Genomic DNA, 18,433 nt, shown 5'->3' with positions numbered 1-18,433 from the left:
CCAAGTGCCCTTGTGATAAGGCACTCTTGGCTGCCGTCTTTTTATTGCCTCTCAATTGGATATAAATTGTCTATGAGAGACCAGCGTTATCTAGGCTTAGCTTCGAAGCTTAGAAGCAAACGTCTTCTTAAATTTTGCCAGTTTTGGAGCCACCACCATTGAGCAATACTGGTTTTGTGGATTATTTTTAAAATAATCTTGGTGATAGCTCTCGGCTTCGTGATAGTTATTAATCTCAACAACTTCTGTAACGACTGGGTCTGGCCAGATTTCATCGTTACTTATCTCGGCAATAATCTTTTCAGCTTCGGCTTTTTGACCTAAGTCATGGTAGAAAATTGCACTTCGATATTGAGTGCCAACATCATTTCCCTGGCGATTAAGCTGTGTTGGGTTGTGCAGTGCGAAGAAAATTTCCAGAACCTCGCGATAGGTAAGTTTGTCTGCATCAAACGTTACCTGTACCACTTCAGCATGACCGGTATTGCCACCACATACTTTTTCATATGTAGGCGCTGGGTCTTCGCCACCGGCATAGCCAGATAATGCCTTTTCAACTCCATCGACAGAATTAAATGCCGATTCAATACACCAGAAGCACCCGCCAGCTAGCGTAGCGACCTGTAAATTTGCCATGATAAAACCTCTTAATTTCAATGACAGTAGTGTGGGTTTCACCTACGTCTAACTCAAGTCATCCAAGCATGTTTTTTTAGCGTATAAACGCATAATAAATAAAAAAACACCTTTCGTGCGCTTTAGTACGTTTCCAATTAACTTGAGGTTTTGTAGTGATTATTTTTTATGATGGCTATTGTCCGTTGTGCATGACAGAAATGAAGCACCTCAGAAAACGAGACAAGCACAAGCGATTAACGCTGGTTGATATTCAAGAGCCGGGCTTTAACGAGCGCTATCCCACATTAGACTGGCACGCACTCAATGCCAGAATACACGCACTCAGAGATGATGGCACGTTAATAACGGGCCTCGATGTTACTCACGAAGCATGGAAAGCTGTTGGGGTGGGCTGGCTGTATGCGCCACTACGGTGGCCCGGAATTCGTATAATTGCAGATGCTTTTTATAATGTGTTTGCCAAGCATAGATATACTATTTCCTATCTGCTAACGGGCAAAAAACGCGGTTGCGATCGCTGTATACCAGGAGAAACCAATGACAAATAAAACACTTATTATTGGGGCCTCAGGCGGCATTGGTAGAGCTATTGTTAAACGCTATGCTGACAACGGCGATGAAGTTATTGCGGTGAGTCGAAGCGGCGCTACAGACGACAGTTGGCCCAATACCGTTACGGCAAAAGCTATGACAGAGCATAATGAAACCAATATTGCGGCTTTCGTCGATGAGCTAAAAAGCCAAGGTACAACTTTAAATAACGTGGTTGTTACAACAGGGATGTTGCAAAACGACGAGCTAGGCGTGAAACCTGAAAAACGCTTGGAAGACATGAACGAATCAGCGTTGTCATCTTACTTTGCGGTGAATTCTATCATCCCTGCCTTATGGCTTAAGCATTTGGTTAACGTAATGGACAAAAACCACTCTACTGTTGTGTGCCTCAGTGCTCGTGTGGGCAGTATTTCCGATAACGGGTTTGGCGGCTGGTATGGTTACAGAGCATCGAAGGCAGCTCTGAACATGCTAGTGAAGACCGCATCAATCGAATATAAACGCAGAGTGAAAAACGCCATGCTGGTGTGTTATCACCCTGGAACGGTAGACACTGGGCTTTCAAAGTCATTTCAAAAGAATGTTGCTGCTAAAAAACTATTCACTCCTGAGTTTACCGCAGATCAGCTTTTTACCCACGTCTCAAAGCTAGATCGCGACCAAATTTGCCATTTTATCGACTGGGATGGCGAAGTGGTAACTTGGTAATACGCTTTGTTACGATTCCTTTAGTTCAACCTCAAGACTTTTTATTACACTGCTGTTACCATATCTTTTGGGGTATGGTGCAGCGTATTAATTGGCCTGTAGAGCCTATACGTGGTCTATAGAGTCTGGAATACAAGGCGTTGACGCCGTTGTGAGTCACTTCAAAACATACCATCCTGATAAACATAACAATAACTCAACAAGAGGAAGGGATATGAGCGGGGCCAGAGAACAGTTCGGATCGCGCATAGGTTTTATTTTGGCAGCTGCAGGTTCTGCAGTTGGTATTGGTAATTTGGTTGGCTTTCCGGTAGGAGCAGCAAAAAACGGCGGCGGTGCATTCTTATTAATGTACGCCATATTTGTATTCGCGATTTGCTTGCCTGTAATGATGGCTGAAATGTCAGTGGGTCGTCATGCAAAAAAGGACCCTTTAGGTGCCTACAACTCAATCAGTAACAACAGTCCAAAATGGAAACTTGCAGGGTGGTTAGCAATAGCGACTCCATTTATGATAGCCGTGTTTTACATGGTTATTACAGTGTGGATTTTTGGTTATTTATACGAGGCGGTCAGTGGCAATTTAGACAAACTAGCTGACCCAGAGACCTTTGGTATTTTTATAAATTCTCCTTCGATTTTCGCTTACATGGCTGTCGTCGTTGGGGTGGTATATTTAATTTTGCAAGGCGGCGTTAAAGAGGGGATTGAAAAAGCGGCAAAGCTTCTAATGCCCGCTCTGTTCGTGATGCTTATTGGGTTGGTTATTTTTGTTTTGACGCAAGATAACGCCATGGCGGGAGTCAAGTTTTATGTTGTACCTGACTTTTCAAAGTTAAATGCATCGGTAATTAACGGCGCCTTAGCCCAAGCGTTCTTCTCGCTATCGTTAGGAATGGGGATCCTCATTACCTATGGCAGCTACATAGATAAATCGGCTGACGTACCAACTTCTGCAAAGCTGGTGGCACTTACTGATACTGCGGTTGCCTTTACTGCTGGCCTAATGATTCTACCCGCTATTTTCTCGTTTAACCCAGAAATAAATCCTAACGAATTAAGCGAGTCTTCAGTGGGTATGATATTTACCTATCTACCAAGTATCTTCTTGGCGTTGCAGGAGTCTATCGGTTATTTAGGCGCTTCAATAGTTGCTAGCTTGTTTTTCTTACTCGTATTTTTTGCCGCTATTACCTCGCTAGTTTCAATATTTGAGGTGCCGGTAGCAGCGCTAATGGACGAGAAAGGTGTAAGCCGTAAATGGGCGCTGACCTCGTTGGGAAGTATTATGATAGTACTAGCTATCTTAAGTGCACTTTCCTTCGGTAAGATTGAGGCGTTAACCACCTTTGTAAGTTACGCTGGAGCCGATAAGTCATTCTTTGATGTGATCATCGATGTTTTTTACGAAACCATACTGCCTCTGAATGGCTTATTGATTTGCTTATTTGTTACCTACCGTTGGAAAACCACTAACTTCAATGCGTCACTGGAAGAGGGCAGCAGTGATTATCGCGGCAGCTGGTTCGAAAAATACGTCGATATTTCGCTTAAAACGTTTATTCCGCTAATTTTACTGGTCATTTTCGCCAACACAGTAGCAGTTAAATACTTCGGCGTAAGTTTGTTCGGTTAATCATAATACGGGCGCTGTTTTTGTTACAAAGAGTGCTCGTTGCAATTTAATCGTTACAATCTAATAAGAATTACACTCAAAAAAGGGATGGCAAACGCCATCCCTTTTTTATTTATTGTAAATCTGGCTTATCATTTACCAGAGTACATATCATCTGGGTTTGAAAAGCGAGGAGTAATCTTCAATGCTTTCCAGCTTGCTGTGGCATCAACTACTTTGCCTTTGGCCTCATATTCAGTGTCAGAGAAGATGGGCAGCGGGAGATTAAGCGCCGATGCTGCGCGAGCATAATATTCGCCACGTTTAGGGTGAAGCTCACTGCATAGGTGCAGGGTTTTGTTTTGCAGCGGAGTGCGAATAACATTCACCAGAGCGCTAACCACATCGCTAATATGCACAAGGTTTATACGTTTGTTGCCCGCAGGCAACTCCCGTCCGCTTAATGAGCGTGCAGGGTGACGGTCTGGACCAACCAAGCCCGCCAAACGAAGCACTGTATAATCAATCTGCGACGACACTGACGCTAAATGCTTTTCTATCGCTACATGTGCTTTTGCCGATGCTGTTTCAGGTGCGGTAGAGCTTGACTCAGTGAGTGTTTCGTTTGTGCTATCACCGTATACCGATGTAGTGCTGATAAAAATAATATGGGCCACCTGCGCTGCCACTGCATCATCAATTAGTGCAATAACTTGCTGGGTAAAGCCATCTAACTGAGTGTTTCTTCTACCTGGTGGAATATTGATAATAAAGGTAGCGCCAGACATATGCTTACATAGCTCTGCGGTATCATCTCCAAGGGCAAATTTAACCGCTGTGATCTGTTGTTCACCAAGGGATTTACATTTTTCATCACTTCGTGTTGTGCCCACTATGGTTGCGTTGATAGGACTATCGCTACTTAACAGCGCATTTCCTAGATAACTCGCCATCCAACCGTAACCTGTAATCACTACTTTTTTCTGCATAAGCTATGTGTCCTAACACCCGTACTAAAATTTGTATGGCATTCATTTATAGCTTTCAGTATATCAGGCTAATATGTATTTGTGAGTGGAAAGGGAAATTGAGGAGTAGTGAAAATGAATAAAAAGCCGAACACCTTCGCGTTCAGCTTCTTTACGTTAAAACAGAAAAGTTATTATGTTTTTGCTAAGTTTTGTCGCTATTTTATTTACATTCTTAACTCGCTGTGACCTTCTAATTCTATAAGGTTCAAGCCATCTAGACCCGGTATAGAAGCTTGCATTTTTGATTCTGCATAATCAGCCTTTTTAAGCACATCGCACAATGCGTTACCTTTTTCTTCAAGCGATGCTGCCTTTGCTTCTAAGCGGTACTCTAGGTCGTCTCCAAAACGTTCCATTTTTTGCTCAAACTCAGACATATCGCCTCCTTCCCACAGCATCTGTGTACCAAGAGCGATAAGAATGCGGCCCATAGACTCACTAATTAATGATTCAATTTGCTCTTCAAACTCAGCTTCCCAGCTTTCGTCAAACCAACCAGGCTCATCAAATTTTGAAGAGTCTACTCGAATGTTGCCTGCATCGTCGTAAAAGGAGCGAGCCAATTTTTGATCGAGAGAGTCGAACAGCGCTTGGAAATCGTTATCAAGGTCACTGCCACTGCCAAGCAATTCTCCAAAAACTTCGGTTACCGCCACACTAGCCACTTCTAAGCCTTCACTTGCTATTGTTAAGGTCATTGGAATTGCTGTATCGATGCTATTGTAATAATCGTTTACGTAGCTTTGTTGGTCTTTAGTTAACGCGACTGTTTCACCGTTAACTGTGAGGTCGCGATTAGAGTTAATGTTAAGAATCGACCCATTGTCCATATTTACGGTTAGGTCACCTTGGTAATATTGCAATTGACCATCTAACTCGATATCGCAACTGTTATCATGAGCCAAAACCTGACCACTTAGTAATGCGCCAGTTACAGCAACTGAAAGTAAAAGCTTGTTCGACATTATAAAATCCCTAATCGTGACTTAACGATAAAAACATTGTTCATTTGATGAGCTGGATGTCACAGACGGTTTAGCTCATTGATACATAAGCTTTAGCAATGCAGATGCCACATATTAAAGTCATTTATTTTCAATGGTTTAACTTTTTATTTTTTCTAACGAATTACAGCAAGTTTAATTTTTGGCAAAAATGCTAATAAAGTAGTTATTTTGACTACGATCAAATTTTACTCAATTGCTGCTGTTTCTCATAAAATTAAACCCCACCAAAATATGTTCAATAGAGATGAATTGATGCATAATACGCCCAATTAAATTAAGGGGTTAACACAATGGCTGATTGGACTAATGCAATTATGTTCGGTGTTGCGCTAATTGCCTTTACGCTCGGGCTTAGCAGCATCGTTATGGGTTTTATTACAGCAAAAACTGGTGCTGAAGGTATGCAGGAAAAAGTAGAGTATGGCTTTTTCGGCGTAACTGGTTTAGTTATTTTTCTACTAATGACTTACGCAATAAGTTAATAGAACTGCGGATAATATAAAAACAAAAAACCGGCTCACAAAGCCGGTTTTTTTATGCGCTACTGTTGCAGCCAATGGCAATATGAAAGGAATTAACCGGACGTTTTTTCAACCTCTCTGGCTAAGTGTAAGCTGCTTAAATGGCTATCACGTTGGTAGGCTCGCAAATCAAAAGGGTCGAGCATTGCAATTACATGGTCAAAAATGTCAGCCTGCACTTTTTCATAGTCCACCCAGTCTTGCCTTGCACTAAAACAATAAATTTCAAGTGGCAACCCCAACTCATTTGGCGGGAGCTGTCTTACCATCAATGTAAGCTCTTGATTAATATGAGGGTGCTTTCTCAAGTACGCTTCTAAGTACGCGCGAAATGTTCCTACGTTCGTCAAACGTCTGCTGTTCAGCAAGTCAGACTCATCAATAGAAGAGTCTCTGTGGTAGGCCTGCAGTTCATTCTTTTTCTTCTCTACATAGTCGTTGATGTAGCGAATCTTTGAGAACCGCTCTAGCATATTGTTGTCGCACAGCTTTATAGAATGAATGTCTAAATAAATTGCACGTTTTATTCTACGTCCGCCAGACTCCTGCATTCCGCGCCAGTTCTTTACCGCCTCTGTAGTAAGGCTGTATGTAGGGAGAGTAGAAATTGTTTTATCCCAGTTTTGCACCTTAACATTTGTCAGACCAATTTCTTTAATTTCGCCATCAACCTCGTATTTTTGCATCGATATCCAATCACCAGTATTAAACATACGGTTGGCCGCAATTTGAATTCCGGCGACAAAACCCAGGATCGTATCTCTGAAAATGAGAAGTAGTACGGCGGCTATGGCGGTAAGACCCGACACAATCAGCAGAGGGCTTCTATCAACAATTAAAGAAATACTGAGCAATATAGTCACAATGGCGAAAGCAAGCTTGGTGACTTGAATGAAGCCAGTAATCGGGGCTCTTTTCGCTAGCGCAGAGGAGTTATATACATATTCAATGGTGCTGAGCATGGCATACAGTGCAAGTAATCCGCTGTAAAGCATATAAAGCTGTGCACTTTTGATTAAAAAGCCACGTAGTACAGCACCTTCATCGATCAGGATAGGTGTAGCTATATAAATAAATAGCGCTGGAAACAGGTGCATTAAGCGTCTAAAAAAGCCGTACTCTTGCAGCGCGTTGTCCCACACGTTGTTCGACTTATAGACGACTCGCGCAATTTGAGGCCTAATTAAAAGGCGGGCAATGACATAAATCACCACAGAGACAAGCAAAATTGCACTAGCGGCAAGGACGTTAAACAGCGGTTCACCGGTAGTAAGTTCCGGAAAAATATCATTCACTAAGTGAACAAAAGTCTCGCGAAAAGAGGAACTGACTTCCATGATTTATGACTCCAACAGGTTTTTAATTCGCGTATCTTTATTTTTCCAAAGGTTATTTAACCAATCTTGGAAATAAAGCCGGAATTCAGATTCATTGCGCTGCGAGTTCTGTTGCAATTCTGGAACAGGCTCTACATTTACGTCTATTACTATTTTAGTCATGGTGCCACAAAGCATTGCCATCATTGGATGCTTTTGATTATTGGGGTACAACAGAGAAATGTCCAACACGTTGGTAAATAGTTCTCCCATTGCCGCAAGAGTAAAAGACACTCCACCAGCTTTTGCTGGCAGCAAATGCGTATAAGGGCTTTTCTTTAGCGCATGCTTTTCGGGTGTGAATCGCGTGCCCTCAACAAAATTAATAACAGTAGTTGGCACCGTTCTAAATTTTTCACAATACGCTTTAGTGGTCTCCAGGTCCTTACCTTTTTTCTCTGGATACTTTTCTATGTAGGCGCGGGAATATCTGCGCATAAACGGCATATCTAAGGCCCACGCGCCCAAGCCAACGAACGGCAACCATATAAGCTCTCTTTTCAAAAAGAATTTTGGCGCAGGAATTCGGTGAGTAGCAAACTCGATAAGCAAAATAATATCTAAGTAGCTGAGATGGTTAGCAATAATTAGGTACCAACGGTCTTTTGCCAGTTCGCCATGAATTGCGTATTCGATATCAATGGCATTAAACATACGAATAAGCAGCACACTAATGCGCCCAAAGCTAAACATTAGCCAGTGCATTACGCTATTCCATAGCGACCTTATTTTACCGTTAGGCAATACCAGTTTTACTAAGCCCAGCACAATAATAAGACTTCCCCATAACGCGAGATTTAGTAGCTGTAGCGTTATGTGAACAACGAAAGTAAAAGGAGCGAGAATTGTACGGATCATAAAGGTTTCTGCGTTGCGTTTAGTTCTTCTAAAAGATTGTCTTTTGCTTGCCAGCGTTCGTTGAGCCATGTTTGAAAACGAGCGCGCACTTGCGGGTCGTCAAAATACGAAGGGTGAAAGATACCGCTATCCATAATCTCTTTAATAGGCATAACGCTTATATTTACCCGAACATCGCGCACTCGGCCGCTAACGAAGTCCCAAAAAGTGGGGACGCCATTTGGATAGTCAATAGTAACGTCAATAAGTTTATGAAGTTGTTCGCCCATTGCCGAAAGTACAAAAGCGATGCCGCCGGCTTTTGGCTTTAATAGGTGGGTGAAAGGCGAACCTTGTCTGTCGTGTTTGCTTTGAGTGAAACGCGTACCTTCGACAAAGTTCATGATACTGACAGGTTTGGTGCGAAATTTCTCACAGGCTTTACGTGTAGTTTCCATATCTTTGCCTTTTAGCTCAGGATGTTTGGCCAAAAACGACTTGGAATATCTACGCATAAACGGAAAATCCAGTGCCCACCATGCCAACCCCAGTATCGGCACATAAATTAACTCTTTTTTGAGAAAAAATTTTAAAAATGGAATTTTGCGGTTAAATACACGTTGGAGAACCAGAATATCTACCCAAGACTGATGGTTCGCAGTAACAAGATACCAATCGTTACGAGTAAGCTGCTCGAGTCCGGTAACATGGAATGTAGTACCACTGCTAACGCGCTGATTTAAGTTATTGACGCCAATCCATGCAGTGGCACATGTATCTAACAGATACGAAATGAAACGTCGCCATTGAGGCACTGGAATAAGCTTAAACACAGAAAGCACAATGATGGGTGTTGCCCAAACCACTGTGTTTACAAAATAGAATATGACGGAAATTGTACCGATAATATGGTGCAATAGTGTTCTAACCATTGTATTTACCTCAAAATTTAGGCGCTTAGTGTAAACGAACTTGATCTAAAATCCGATAGAGCCTTTACTGAATCTTCAATAAAGGTACAAATACTATTTATAAAGGAGCGGTAATGAAGCTTTTAAGCGAGAACAAAGCGTTCGGAGGAACACACCTTCGCTATAGTCACACTTCAACGACAACAAACTGTGAAATGACGTTTGCGATATTTTTACCGCCTTTCGCCAGCAAAGAGAAACCCGTACCTGTGCTGTATTGGCTGTCGGGACTAACCTGCAACGATCAAAACTTTATGCAGAAAGCTGGAGCGATGAAGCTAGCCAGTGAACTGGGTATGGCAATTGTCGCGCCGGATACATCTCCGCGGGGCGAAGGTGTTCCAGATGACGCAGAAGGGGCTTACGATTTCGGTTTAGGAGCTGGTTTTTATGTGGATGCCACTCAAGCGCCGTGGAATGAGCACTACAAAATGTATAGTTATATTACTGAAGAACTGCCACCGCTGATTGAAGGGGAGTTTCCTGTAACTAAAGAAAAGGCGATAAGTGGGCACTCAATGGGAGGCCACGGCGCTTTAATCATTGGTATGCGCAATCCTAATAAATATGTGTCGGTATCGGCATTTAGCCCCATTGCCAACCCCAGTGACTGCCCTTGGGGAGAAAAAGCGCTGGGTAATTATTTGGGAAGCGATAAAGCCAGCTGGAAAGATTATGACGCCTCTGAATTGATGGCGAGTCAGACTCATTATATTCCTATGCTGGTTGAGCAAGGAACAAAAGACGAGTTTCTTCAAGAGCAGTTAAAGCCGCAATCACTTGTTCATGCAGCGCAACGCTCTGAAACACAGCTTACGTTAAACATGCACGAAGGATACGACCATAGCTATTTCTTTATCGCATCGTTCATTGAAGAGCATTTAGAATTCCACGCAGGCCATATGGGATTAATCTAACTCATTGATATGGAGGCATAATGCACTCCACTACATAATGCACTCCATTATTTGTACGATGGTAGAGAAGCCGAAGTGTTAAGTGAATTAACCTTCGGCTTTTTTTATCCCCCGGGTGACAAAAATTTTAAGGTGGTGCAAGGCCGTTGTGGAGCTCAGTGAAATATCCAGAAACAACCGATGGTTTTATTCTCCATTTAGCCTATCTTTTATTATCTCTATGAGTATGTCGGCTTCTTCATAACCTGCGACAGTATGCTTTGTTATATCAACCTTCAGGCGCTCTGAGACACTATCTTTGTTTAGCAAAGCCTGCTTTATGTAGGTCAATGTTTTTCCCTTACTATGGCCGCGACTTCGTCCGCTAACATCATTGCACTGGCTTTCATATCGTCATAGTCATGCGCATCCATATAATCTTGTTCGTAAAGCGCATCTACAACCGCAGGAATTTTGCTGTAGTGTTTTATGACATAATAGATATCAATAGCGTCTTTTCCCTGATACTCGCGCCCTCGTTCAGTCCAGGCGATAAGTTTTAGCAATAGGATGCCTACCGGAGATGCTACTTTTACACTAAGTTCAGGATTTTTTGACAGGGTAACGTCCCATGCGTTTTGATAGACTTCATTGAATCCTAGCACGCTCATAACAAAATCATGTTTGGGCGGCCAAGCGATCTGGCCGTGATCATCGCTGACCCCACCAAACGGAATCAAGTCGATTTCCCAAGGCAAGCCGTCACTGTCAGTCGTGTCTAGTTGATGTGCCTTCTTCGAGTGAGGTGTAAATCCCGCTTCTATCAGTGCAGTTCGTAACACTTCGTAATGCTCCCAATTCTGCACTTCAATACCAAAGTCCACATCTTTCGTACCGCGCTCAATCGTAGCGTTATAGCCGTGAGCCAAGATAATATCCCGTGCAGTAGCCCCTACAATTAGCAACGGAACACTTAGCTCTGCGGCAATACCGTGGATTTGACTATATACCTCGACAAGCCCCTTGGGCAGTTTTTCGGATACATCAAGCGAGGTGGTCATGGTAGATCCTTTTTGCGGTATCAATATTGCGAGGGTCATCGCTGTTGAGTAGTTCCGCATATACTAATAGTGGCGCGACATAGCCAGGTAACTCCCCCCTAATTTTTTCGATTCCTACAGGCGGCTCTATAATTTTCAGTATATTAACGTCTGTCTCTTCAGCACGTAGTCGGCGTAGCCTGAAAGTTTTTAATAGGGCTTTATGTGCTTCAGTATCAGCATATATCTGGTATGTTTTGGGGGTAAGGTAATGAGTATAGGCATCGGCGGCGACCTCTCCGCCCCAGAGTGCTCCGTACTTATCTAGCGGTGCGTTACGAAGCTGCTCAATATTCTGAGGAACATATAGCTTCTCCTCCAGTTTAGCTTCCATGTTGTGTGGATAAGCGTCCAGCCATCGCGTTAGAAGCAGATCTTTTTCGTTGAGGACGAGTCCTTTTTTCCCTTTTTCGAGAACAAATGTGAGTTGCTTAAGGTCATCTAAAACTTGTTTTACCGTGCCTAAAGCAATTTCAGCTTGCTCCGCAAGTACCCGCATTGGCTGATTAACAAGCTCAGGCTTCAATAACAACATCATGACCAGTTTCATACCTTTAGGTTGAAACGCCTTTCCTGTTAGCTTTCTCGCGTGTTGTATTTGAAGCTCTTGAGGTGGTTTCTTGCCTCTAATATCGATATAAAAGGGAGGTATATTGAGGTGCGCATTGCCTGCTATATCGAGATAATCGATTTGCAACTCCCGACAAAGTTCTGCAATTTTTTCATTAATATAGGTTGTGACAATAAGCGTTTTTTTGTCGCTAAAAACTATTTTTTCTAGTTGAAGCTTGTGTAGTCTGTGGCGAGTAATTCTCTCCTTTTCTTCCACACACCAAGTATGTTTCTGGTTTCCGTGAGTGAGCGTCAGCTGTCCGTCCGTCACCTCAGTATTTTGGAAATTATGATGCGTGTAAGTGATATTTAGCTTGGTATTCGCGGCTAACAGTTTCGCAGCTTCAGCTAATAAGTTATCCATTTGTTCATTTATCTCTTCCGTTCACTATTATTGAACGTTACGAAAAAATGAACAAAATTGCAACCATTGTTCATTATTTGTAGCTGTTCACTTTTTGTGAACATTAGCTTTTAATGAACAAAAAGACATCGTGTCAAATATTTTTAGGAGAGAAAGGGAGCCGCTGGACAGTCTAGTAAGAGTTTTCGCTCTTTTTCCTCAAACATGTAGGCAGCTTCAATGTAATGGAATGCGGCAATATCTTTCTCATTGAGAGGGGAGCAGGCGAGGGTAAGGCTATAATACGCTATCTTATTTTGCGCCTAAAAACTTGGGCCCCAAAAAGGCTTTTTTTGGAGCTTGATACGGTGAAATAAGGAATTAAAGGGACCCGAATTCAGAAAATTAAGTGCACCGCACTTGCTATTTACTCAAGAAGTGAAATCTATCTCTAAGAAACAAAGGCTTAAATTGAATGCTACGGTTCAAACTCTTGACCGCAGATTCTCTGTCGCCTCAATGCTAGACTGGAATTGCGCTCGCTTATCCTCCTTTAAATACAAGGCTTGCAGCGAGAAGTAATAAAAAGTACCCCTATATACCCCCAATAATGGTAATGTCTCATTCTTAATTTTGCTGAAAAATGCGTTTTATTCAAGAGCACTATCTGAAGAAATCAGCTCAATAGTTTCATCGCTCTTTTACATTTAAAATAAATTCGCCATTTCTGGTATGTGTTTCACTTCTTGGCCTAGTTCTTCAATGGCCTCATTAATGATCTGAATACAGACATCAATGTGTTTGATTTCCGATTCGCTTAACTGGTGCATCATCGCTTCGCTTTTTGCTTGCTGAATTGACTCTCTTACTGACTTGATCATTTGCCTCATCAATAATTGCAGACGAGGGAGTGATATACCAAATTCATGGGCGAAGTCTGCCAACATATAAGCAGTGAATGGGTGATTAAAATTACCAGCACTGCCAGCACCATATTCACCTATCGACATCGCGAAATGGTTTGCCATGCCTGTAGCTATTACCACATTAGCGTTTTCATCAGCTTGCCTTGCCTGGATCTCTCGAATAACGGCCTCAATGTTTACTAAATCGTAAAATGGCGTAAGACTTAAACCCTGTTTACCTACAAAGAAACTGATGTTTTTACCGTGAGCATCATAGTTACGCACTAAAATATTAAAGGTCATCCAGCGTATAAGTTGCGTTTGATACGCTTCGGCATTAGTTGTTTTTACATTGAACAGTTTCGGAAAAGACACACCATCACGAATATAAATACCGTCGCCCTCATCACCGTGTTGGCGTTCGTATTTGTAAGAAGGGGGCAGGTTAGTAGCTTGACAGCCATCAATGACGTGACGGCGCATAACGCGGTGTTGCTCTGTTATTAACTTACGGTCAAAACGGTCAATGACAAACGCGCTGACTTCTCCATATTTTCGTACCGTTACCTCTGGTACATCGATACCCGAATGTTTTGCCAGCAACATGGTAAATAATTCATTCACCGCAATAAAAGGCGCTTTTCCTGTTTCAAACTTAAAGATCTTATTTGAGCAAAGCTGACCTTCACCAAAGCCTAATTTGCCATCTATCTCTAATAAGTTAAGTTTATCTTGTACACCCGCGACTGATAGTCTTGTACGACCATCCCAATAGGTAATTGATTCTCCAGCATTCTTAAAACGAGCTAACTTATCGATTAGTTCTTCATTAGTGACTTCTCGAAATGAAGTTTCGATCTCTTCATTGCTCCGACTTGTAAATGATAACGCGCCAGATGTGTCAGCGCCGATGATCTTGATAAGCCCAAAGGTATTATTTCTTGAGATAGTGTTATTACTCGTTATCTCTTCTAACCCTTTACCTTCAGGTAATAAGTTTTGTAGGAAGTTCCGAACCGCTCTGTGACCAAACTCACCGTTCAAAGGCAGATGGGGCGAGATAGCAAAACCCTCCTTAACCCAATCAGGCTCGTAAGTTAAGGTTAATTCGGTTTCAGAGCCTACAGGAATAGTTATTGCCGCAATTCTACGACCATGACCGATATAAACGTTCAGGGTATTTAGATTAGTACCAGTCATCACCTACCCCCGTTTCTACTTTGGAAGTCGCATCATCACAAAGAATGCTAAATGAAAGACCAAGGTACTCCATTACCTTGAGAAGGTTTGCTAACTTTACATTGGTATCGCCTTTTTCTATTTTCACCAGCGTTGGCTTTGAAATAGACAATGCTTCAGATACATCTACAAGAGACAGCTTCATACCCGTTCGCTTTGCAGTGATCGCTTCAGCAAGCTGAGTTGGGGTAAAGCGTTCTGATAAGTTAGGCATCGCTGAAGCCTTAACCGCTTTACCTTTTCTGTTTGTCTTGGCAAGATTACTCATATAAGTTAACTTTTATTTACTTTTAAATATAAAGTAATGCCGAAAAATCTATAAGTCAAATATAGTTAACCTTTACTATCTGAAAGCCTTTTCCTCATTAAAAGTCAGTTATAATTTACTTTAAATGCTCTAAATAAGAGTCTAGAGAAGCTAGTTCATTTTTAATGGCGCGCCTTACTTCAGCACGCTGATGACCTGTATAGCCTAACGAGCATTCTTGAATCCAATTATGCGCCTCTTCAATGGAAAGAACATGCATTGAATGCATGCCATCACGCAAATCTCATAGGCTATATCTAACTCGGAAGGGGCATCATTTACCCGAAAATGCTCTACGTTATTTCCATATGGGTTAAATGATACTTCGATAACTTGTACATCTGTTTTTTCTAGTCGTCTTTGTAATGCTATACTGCGCCATCTTATTTTGCGCCTAAAAACTTAGGGCCCCAAAAAGGCTTTTTCTGGACCCTGAAAGAGTGAAAATAAGGAATTAAAGGGACCCGAATTCAGAAAATTAAGTGCACCGCACTTGGCATTTACTCAAGAAACTAGATATTATCAATACAAAACAAAGGCTTAAATTGAATACAACTGTTCAAGCTCTTGACCGCAGATTCTCTGTCGCTCCAATGCTCGATTGGACAGACAGGCATTGTCGCTACTTTTTACGATTGCTCTCAAAGCACACGCTACTGTATACGGAAATGGTAACGACTGGCGCCATTATTTATGGGAAGGGTGACTATTTAGGCTTCAATACTGAAGAGCACCCTGTGGCTGTTCAGCTTGGAGGGAGCGACCCTGCCGATATGGCGAGATGCGCGGTGCTGTCACAAGAGCGAGGATATGATGAAGTTAATATCAACGTTGGTTGTCCTAGCGACAGGGTAAAAAATGGCAGTTTTGGTGCTTGTTTAATGGCTCAACCCGACGTGGTAGCTGCTTGCGTTAAAGCGATGCAGGCCGAGGTCGATATTCCGGTTACGGTAAAGTGCCGTATTGGAATCGATGACATGGACGAAGATGAAGATTTTACCCGCTTTATAGATATTGTAGCCGATGCAGGTTGCGATACATTTATTGTTCACGCTAGAAAAGCCTGGTTGCAAGGGTTAAGTCCGAAGGAAAATCGTGAGATCCCTCCGCTAAACTACCCAAGAGTTCATCGTATCAAACAAACTCACCCGGAACTGTCTATTAGCATAAACGGTGGCGTCAAATCTTTGGACGAGACAAAAGCTCAGTTGCTGAATGTTGATGGCGTAATGGTTGGCCGCGAGGTGTATTCAAATCCTTATATCATGGCGCGTGTAGACGCAGAAATTTTTGGAGATGATAATGTAAATACGATATCGCGAAAGGAAGTTGTTCATAAAATGCAGCAATATATAGAGCGGCAGCAGGGAGAGTATTTTAAACCTTGGCATGTTGCGCGCCACATGCTTGGTCTATTTCAAGGCCAAGCAGGTGGTCGTATATGGCGCCGTTATTTAAGTCAGAATGGTACTGGAAAATCACCGGATCCAGACTTATTAATGAACGCATTAAGCGCTGTTGAAAGCGCACAACGGGAAATAGAAGAATATAATGGTCAAAAAGACTAATCATTTAGCGCCTTTGACTAAAGTTTAATATTTGTTCTACATCAAAAAGTATGTCTTAATTTTTAAGTTTTAAATTAAGCTTTAATATCAATAATTTATAATTTATTAAGCTTTTGGCACGTCTCTCGCAATCCTTTGTGTATCACAACAACGCTGTGTTGTTGGACCGACAAAATTTCGAGGGACACTATGAAAACTTCACTAATTGCAGCAACTATACTTTCAGCAAGCATGATGAGCGGTGCAGCAAACGCACAAGAATCTGTGCTACACACTTTTCTACAAAATATGGTGACTAGCGCAGTAACAACGACCGCTAATGAACTAACTGCGGATGTCTATCAATCGGTTGCCAATACCGCTTATCACTTTTCATTAGATGCAAACCAAAGCAACAGTAAAGCCAGCGTTAGTGTTACTGACATTGCAGCTACGACAATGAAAGACCCTAAGAACAATGAAAAAGATTCCGACTAATTATTTTGATTAATTCGTACTCTCTAGAAAGCGCCCTCGGGCGCTTTTTTTTGATTTCTACATAAATAAAGCTCAATACCTCTTTTAGTTAAATTCACACTGCTGTGGTCAAAAAAGCCAAAATTTGGTTCTGTCTCTCTTTGATAAGCAGGGTTTCTCAGGCTGAAAATTGAAAAATCAATGAAATTCAATGATTTAAGTTTTTGGCACGCCTATTGTAATACCTTCAGTGTAATCACAGTTTAACCAATACAGTGAGATGTCAGCGTCACATCAGTCTTGATAGTCAATTGCTGGTAACTCACCAAAAATCCAAGTGGAGAGATAATTATGGGTATGTTTTCAAGAATTAACGATATTGTTCAGGCCAACATCAACGCAATGTTAGACAAGGCAGAAGACCCTGAAAAAATAATTCGTCTAATCATTCAAGAGATGGAAGAGACACTCGTAGAGGTTCGCACTGATGCTGCACGATACATAGCGCAACAAAAAACGTTGGCAAGACAAATGGATAATGCCAACAAAGAAATCGCTGGGTGGCAGAGTAAAGCGCAGTTGGCCATGGATAACGACAAAGAGTCTTTGGCAAAAGCTGCACTTGTTGAAAAACAAAAGTACGTGGCAAAGCTTTCATCATTGCAAGAGCAAGAGGCGCATTTAGCAGAAAGCATCGAAAAAATTCAGCACGATACATCGCGTCTTAACGACAAGATGGCTGAAGCTAAAGCAAAGCAAAAAGTACTTATTCAGCGCAAACACGCAGCAGAGACGCGTTTGAAAGTGAAGCATGCTAACCATGAGACAAAAATTGATGACGCTATGTCGCGTTTTGAAAATTACGAACAGCGAATTGACTATCTTGAGGCGCAGGTAGATGCCTACGACCTTACTAAATCTAATGAAGCCGCATCGCTTTCTGCAGAATTTGAAGCACTTGAGGCCAATGAAACGATTGAAAAAGAACTGGCAGAACTAAAGAAAAACAAAGTGGCGTAGGGTGTAACGCGCATAAGTATGCTCACCAGTACAACTATGCGCGTGCAATGTGAACATCGAAGCTAGTCACCCATTAAAAATTGTTGGAGAACATCATGAAAATTTCATCACAAAAGCGTTTATACAGAGACTTAGATTCGGGAGTTATATCAGGAGTGTGCGCAGGCGTAGCACGCTATATTGATATTGACGCAGTGTGGGTTCGCGGTGGCGCAGTAGTGGCACTATTTTTTATGCCTGCCATTGTATTACTTGCTTATTTCGCCGCGGTTATTCTACTTCCGAGACTACCGTAATGAAAAATTTCTTACTGGCGTTATTTATAGCAATTGTACTAATGAACTGTCTCGGCAGTGTAGTAGAGGACCTTCTTGGCATGCATTTAGTAATGTCTGATGAGCTTCTCAGCCCCTGGCAAAATATCGCGGTATTTTCTATTGTGGGTGTTGTACTTGCTATTGTAGGCTTTGTTGTAGCGCTCAGTGTTATGGGCACGGTTATACTCGCGATATGCGCGGTCTTGTTCGCATTGTTGCTGGCAGGCGTAAGTGCTTTCTGGCCAGTCATTGTCATCGCAATTGCTATTTTTGCATTGAAAAAACGCAACTCTGCATCATACGAGCACAAAAATGAACAAAACATGTCTCATACGTTATAGTTATCATAACTGAATTTAAGTTGTGTTAGAGTGCAATAAAGTGGTCATATAGAGGAATGCTGTCATTAG

General features: G+C 42.0%; 22 protein-coding genes. 10 read left to right on the top strand and 12 right to left on the bottom strand.

Going from position 1 to position 18,433, the window contains the following annotated elements:
• Window positions 1–96: 96 nt before the first annotated feature.
• A complete protein-coding gene (gene msrA, locus BM528_RS15495; RefSeq protein ID WP_071980612.1) occupies window positions 97–636 on the bottom strand; it encodes a peptide-methionine (S)-S-oxide reductase MsrA in 540 nt (179 codons plus the stop codon).
• Between the two features lie 155 nt (window positions 637–791).
• On the opposite strand from msrA, the gene BM528_RS15490 reads away from it, so the two are divergent.
• From BM528_RS15490 to BM528_RS15480, 3 genes are all read left to right on the top strand, one after another.
• Window positions 792–1,187, top strand: a complete 396-nt coding sequence (locus BM528_RS15490) for a thiol-disulfide oxidoreductase DCC family protein (RefSeq protein WP_071980611.1) — start codon at window positions 792–794, stop codon at window positions 1,185–1,187.
• Window positions 1,177–1,902 (top strand): SDR family NAD(P)-dependent oxidoreductase, encoded by a 726-nt coding sequence (locus BM528_RS15485; protein WP_071980610.1) that lies wholly within the window; start codon window positions 1,177–1,179, stop codon window positions 1,900–1,902. The genes BM528_RS15490 and BM528_RS15485 overlap by 11 nt, the downstream gene beginning before the upstream one ends.
• 214 nt (window positions 1,903–2,116) lie before the next feature.
• Window positions 2,117–3,538, top strand: coding sequence for a sodium-dependent transporter (locus BM528_RS15480; RefSeq protein WP_071980609.1), 1,422 nt, complete (start codon window positions 2,117–2,119; stop codon window positions 3,536–3,538).
• 131 nt (window positions 3,539–3,669) lie between these two features.
• Here the strand turns inward: BM528_RS15480 and BM528_RS15475 are convergent, their stop codons facing one another.
• A complete protein-coding gene (locus tag BM528_RS15475) occupies window positions 3,670–4,506 on the bottom strand; it encodes an NAD(P)H-binding protein (protein WP_071980608.1) in 837 nt (278 codons plus the stop codon).
• 206 nt (window positions 4,507–4,712) lie between these two features.
• Window positions 4,713–5,513, bottom strand: a complete 801-nt coding sequence (locus BM528_RS15470; protein WP_071980607.1) for a DUF2884 family protein — start codon at window positions 5,511–5,513, stop codon at window positions 4,713–4,715.
• Window positions 5,514–5,845: 332 nt separating this feature from the next.
• On the opposite strand from BM528_RS15470, the gene BM528_RS15465 reads away from it, so the two are divergent.
• Window positions 5,846–6,037, top strand: coding sequence for a hypothetical protein (locus tag BM528_RS15465; protein WP_071980606.1), 192 nt, complete (start codon window positions 5,846–5,848; stop codon window positions 6,035–6,037).
• Window positions 6,038–6,129: 92 nt separating this feature from the next.
• Here BM528_RS15465 and BM528_RS15460 read toward each other — a convergent pair whose 3' ends face one another.
• Genes BM528_RS15460 through BM528_RS15450 form a run of 3 tightly spaced genes read right to left on the bottom strand, consistent with a single transcriptional unit; the run spans window position 6,130 to window position 9,221 of the window.
• Window positions 6,130–7,413, bottom strand: a complete 1,284-nt coding sequence (locus BM528_RS15460; RefSeq protein ID WP_071980605.1) for a mechanosensitive ion channel family protein — start codon at window positions 7,411–7,413, stop codon at window positions 6,130–6,132.
• Window positions 7,414–7,416: 3 nt separating this feature from the next.
• On the bottom strand, window positions 7,417–8,310 hold the full coding sequence (locus BM528_RS15455) for an acyltransferase (protein WP_071980604.1): 894 nt from the start codon (window positions 8,308–8,310) through the stop codon (window positions 7,417–7,419).
• The gene (locus BM528_RS15450) at window positions 8,307–9,221 is read right to left on the bottom strand and encodes an acyltransferase (protein ID WP_071980603.1); all 915 of its coding nucleotides are present in this window, start codon (window positions 9,219–9,221) and stop codon (window positions 8,307–8,309) included. Before BM528_RS15450 ends, BM528_RS15455 begins: the two co-directional genes overlap by 4 nt.
• A gap of 113 nt (window positions 9,222–9,334) precedes the next feature.
• Here BM528_RS15450 and fghA point away from each other — a divergent pair, with 113 nt between their 5' ends.
• On the top strand, window positions 9,335–10,177 hold the full coding sequence (gene fghA / locus BM528_RS15445; protein ID WP_071980602.1) for an S-formylglutathione hydrolase: 843 nt from the start codon (window positions 9,335–9,337) through the stop codon (window positions 10,175–10,177).
• A gap of 186 nt (window positions 10,178–10,363) precedes the next feature.
• On the opposite strand, the gene BM528_RS18680 is transcribed toward fghA, so the two are convergent.
• The 6 genes from BM528_RS18680 to BM528_RS18570 form a co-directional block, all read right to left on the bottom strand.
• Window positions 10,364–10,507 (bottom strand): hypothetical protein, encoded by a 144-nt coding sequence (locus BM528_RS18680; protein WP_198033568.1) that lies wholly within the window; start codon window positions 10,505–10,507, stop codon window positions 10,364–10,366.
• Complete coding sequence (locus BM528_RS15440) at window positions 10,504–11,217, bottom strand: nucleotidyl transferase AbiEii/AbiGii toxin family protein (protein WP_071980601.1); 714 nt, start codon at window positions 11,215–11,217, stop codon at window positions 10,504–10,506. Before BM528_RS15440 ends, BM528_RS18680 begins: the two co-directional genes overlap by 4 nt.
• Entirely contained in the window at window positions 11,201–12,232 is a 1,032-nt protein-coding gene (locus BM528_RS15435; RefSeq protein ID WP_071980600.1) for a type IV toxin-antitoxin system AbiEi family antitoxin, read from the bottom strand. The genes BM528_RS15440 and BM528_RS15435 overlap by 17 nt, the downstream gene beginning before the upstream one ends.
• Before the next feature lie 686 nt (window positions 12,233–12,918).
• Entirely contained in the window at window positions 12,919–14,319 is a 1,401-nt protein-coding gene (locus BM528_RS15430; protein WP_071980599.1) for a HipA domain-containing protein, read from the bottom strand.
• Window positions 14,303–14,623: a helix-turn-helix domain-containing protein gene (locus tag BM528_RS15425; protein ID WP_071980598.1), complete on the bottom strand. Its 321-nt coding sequence runs from the start codon at window positions 14,621–14,623 to the stop codon at window positions 14,303–14,305. Before BM528_RS15425 ends, BM528_RS15430 begins: the two co-directional genes overlap by 17 nt.
• Before the next feature lie 115 nt (window positions 14,624–14,738).
• Window positions 14,739–14,891: a hypothetical protein gene (locus BM528_RS18570; protein ID WP_156844079.1), complete on the bottom strand. Its 153-nt coding sequence runs from the start codon at window positions 14,889–14,891 to the stop codon at window positions 14,739–14,741.
• 316 nt (window positions 14,892–15,207) lie between these two features.
• On the opposite strand from BM528_RS18570, the gene dusA reads away from it, so the two are divergent.
• The 5 genes from dusA to BM528_RS15400 all read left to right on the top strand — a co-directional run bounded on the left by dusA (window position 15,208) and on the right by BM528_RS15400 (window position 18,364).
• Window positions 15,208–16,230, top strand: a complete 1,023-nt coding sequence (gene dusA, locus BM528_RS15420; protein ID WP_071981352.1) for a tRNA dihydrouridine(20/20a) synthase DusA — start codon at window positions 15,208–15,210, stop codon at window positions 16,228–16,230.
• 189 nt (window positions 16,231–16,419) lie between these two features.
• Window positions 16,420–16,707 carry a hypothetical protein gene (locus BM528_RS15415; RefSeq protein ID WP_071980597.1) on the top strand — a complete coding sequence of 96 codons (288 nt, stop codon included), beginning with the start codon at window positions 16,420–16,422 and terminating at the stop codon, window positions 16,705–16,707.
• Between the two features lie 330 nt (window positions 16,708–17,037).
• Entirely contained in the window at window positions 17,038–17,706 is a 669-nt protein-coding gene (pspA, locus tag BM528_RS15410; RefSeq protein WP_071980596.1) for a phage shock protein PspA, read from the top strand.
• Between the two features lie 95 nt (window positions 17,707–17,801).
• Entirely contained in the window at window positions 17,802–18,002 is a 201-nt protein-coding gene (locus BM528_RS15405) for a PspC domain-containing protein (RefSeq protein WP_071980595.1), read from the top strand.
• Window positions 18,002–18,364: a hypothetical protein gene (locus BM528_RS15400; RefSeq protein ID WP_071980594.1), complete on the top strand. Its 363-nt coding sequence runs from the start codon at window positions 18,002–18,004 to the stop codon at window positions 18,362–18,364. The genes BM528_RS15405 and BM528_RS15400 overlap by 1 nt, the downstream gene beginning before the upstream one ends.
• The last annotated feature ends 69 nt before the right edge of the window (window positions 18,365–18,433 follow it).

Source organism: Alteromonas sp. RW2A1 (assembly GCF_001886475.1).
GTDB classification, from domain to species: domain Bacteria; phylum Pseudomonadota; class Gammaproteobacteria; order Enterobacterales; family Alteromonadaceae; genus Alteromonas; species Alteromonas hispanica.
The sequence above is the reverse complement of the archived record's forward strand: the minus strand, read 5'-3'. Positions and strand labels throughout refer to the sequence as shown.

Excerpts from the sequence above, each read along its gene's own strand:
- BM528_RS15400 (WP_071980594.1), top strand. The coding sequence starts at position 18,002 with ATGAAAAATTTCTTACTGGCGTTATTTATAGCAATTGTACTAATGAAC.
- BM528_RS15460 (WP_071980605.1), bottom strand. The coding sequence starts at position 7,413 with ATGGAAGTCAGTTCCTCTTTTCGCGAGACTTTTGTTCACTTAGTGAAT.
- BM528_RS15440 (WP_071980601.1), bottom strand. The coding sequence starts at position 11,217 with ATGACCACCTCGCTTGATGTATCCGAAAAACTGCCCAAGGGGCTTGTC.
- BM528_RS15475 (WP_071980608.1), bottom strand. The coding sequence starts at position 4,506 with ATGCAGAAAAAAGTAGTGATTACAGGTTACGGTTGGATGGCGAGTTAT.
- BM528_RS15435 (WP_071980600.1), bottom strand. The coding sequence starts at position 12,232 with ATGGATAACTTATTAGCTGAAGCTGCGAAACTGTTAGCCGCGAATACC.
- BM528_RS15425 (WP_071980598.1), bottom strand. The coding sequence starts at position 14,623 with ATGAGTAATCTTGCCAAGACAAACAGAAAAGGTAAAGCGGTTAAGGCT.
- BM528_RS15450 (WP_071980603.1), bottom strand. The coding sequence starts at position 9,221 with ATGGTTAGAACACTATTGCACCATATTATCGGTACAATTTCCGTCATA.
- BM528_RS15465 (WP_071980606.1), top strand. The coding sequence starts at position 5,846 with ATGGCTGATTGGACTAATGCAATTATGTTCGGTGTTGCGCTAATTGCC.
- BM528_RS15470 (WP_071980607.1), bottom strand. The coding sequence starts at position 5,513 with ATGTCGAACAAGCTTTTACTTTCAGTTGCTGTAACTGGCGCATTACTA.
- BM528_RS15480 (WP_071980609.1), top strand. The coding sequence starts at position 2,117 with ATGAGCGGGGCCAGAGAACAGTTCGGATCGCGCATAGGTTTTATTTTG.
- BM528_RS15485 (WP_071980610.1), top strand. The coding sequence starts at position 1,177 with ATGACAAATAAAACACTTATTATTGGGGCCTCAGGCGGCATTGGTAGA.
- fghA (WP_071980602.1), top strand. The coding sequence starts at position 9,335 with ATGAAGCTTTTAAGCGAGAACAAAGCGTTCGGAGGAACACACCTTCGC.
- pspA (WP_071980596.1), top strand. The coding sequence starts at position 17,038 with ATGGGTATGTTTTCAAGAATTAACGATATTGTTCAGGCCAACATCAAC.
- msrA (WP_071980612.1), bottom strand. The coding sequence starts at position 636 with ATGGCAAATTTACAGGTCGCTACGCTAGCTGGCGGGTGCTTCTGGTGT.
- BM528_RS15405 (WP_071980595.1), top strand. The coding sequence starts at position 17,802 with ATGAAAATTTCATCACAAAAGCGTTTATACAGAGACTTAGATTCGGGA.
- BM528_RS15415 (WP_071980597.1), top strand. The coding sequence starts at position 16,420 with ATGAAAACTTCACTAATTGCAGCAACTATACTTTCAGCAAGCATGATG.
- BM528_RS15455 (WP_071980604.1), bottom strand. The coding sequence starts at position 8,310 with ATGATCCGTACAATTCTCGCTCCTTTTACTTTCGTTGTTCACATAACG.
- BM528_RS18570 (WP_156844079.1), bottom strand. The coding sequence starts at position 14,891 with ATGCATTCAATGCATGTTCTTTCCATTGAAGAGGCGCATAATTGGATT.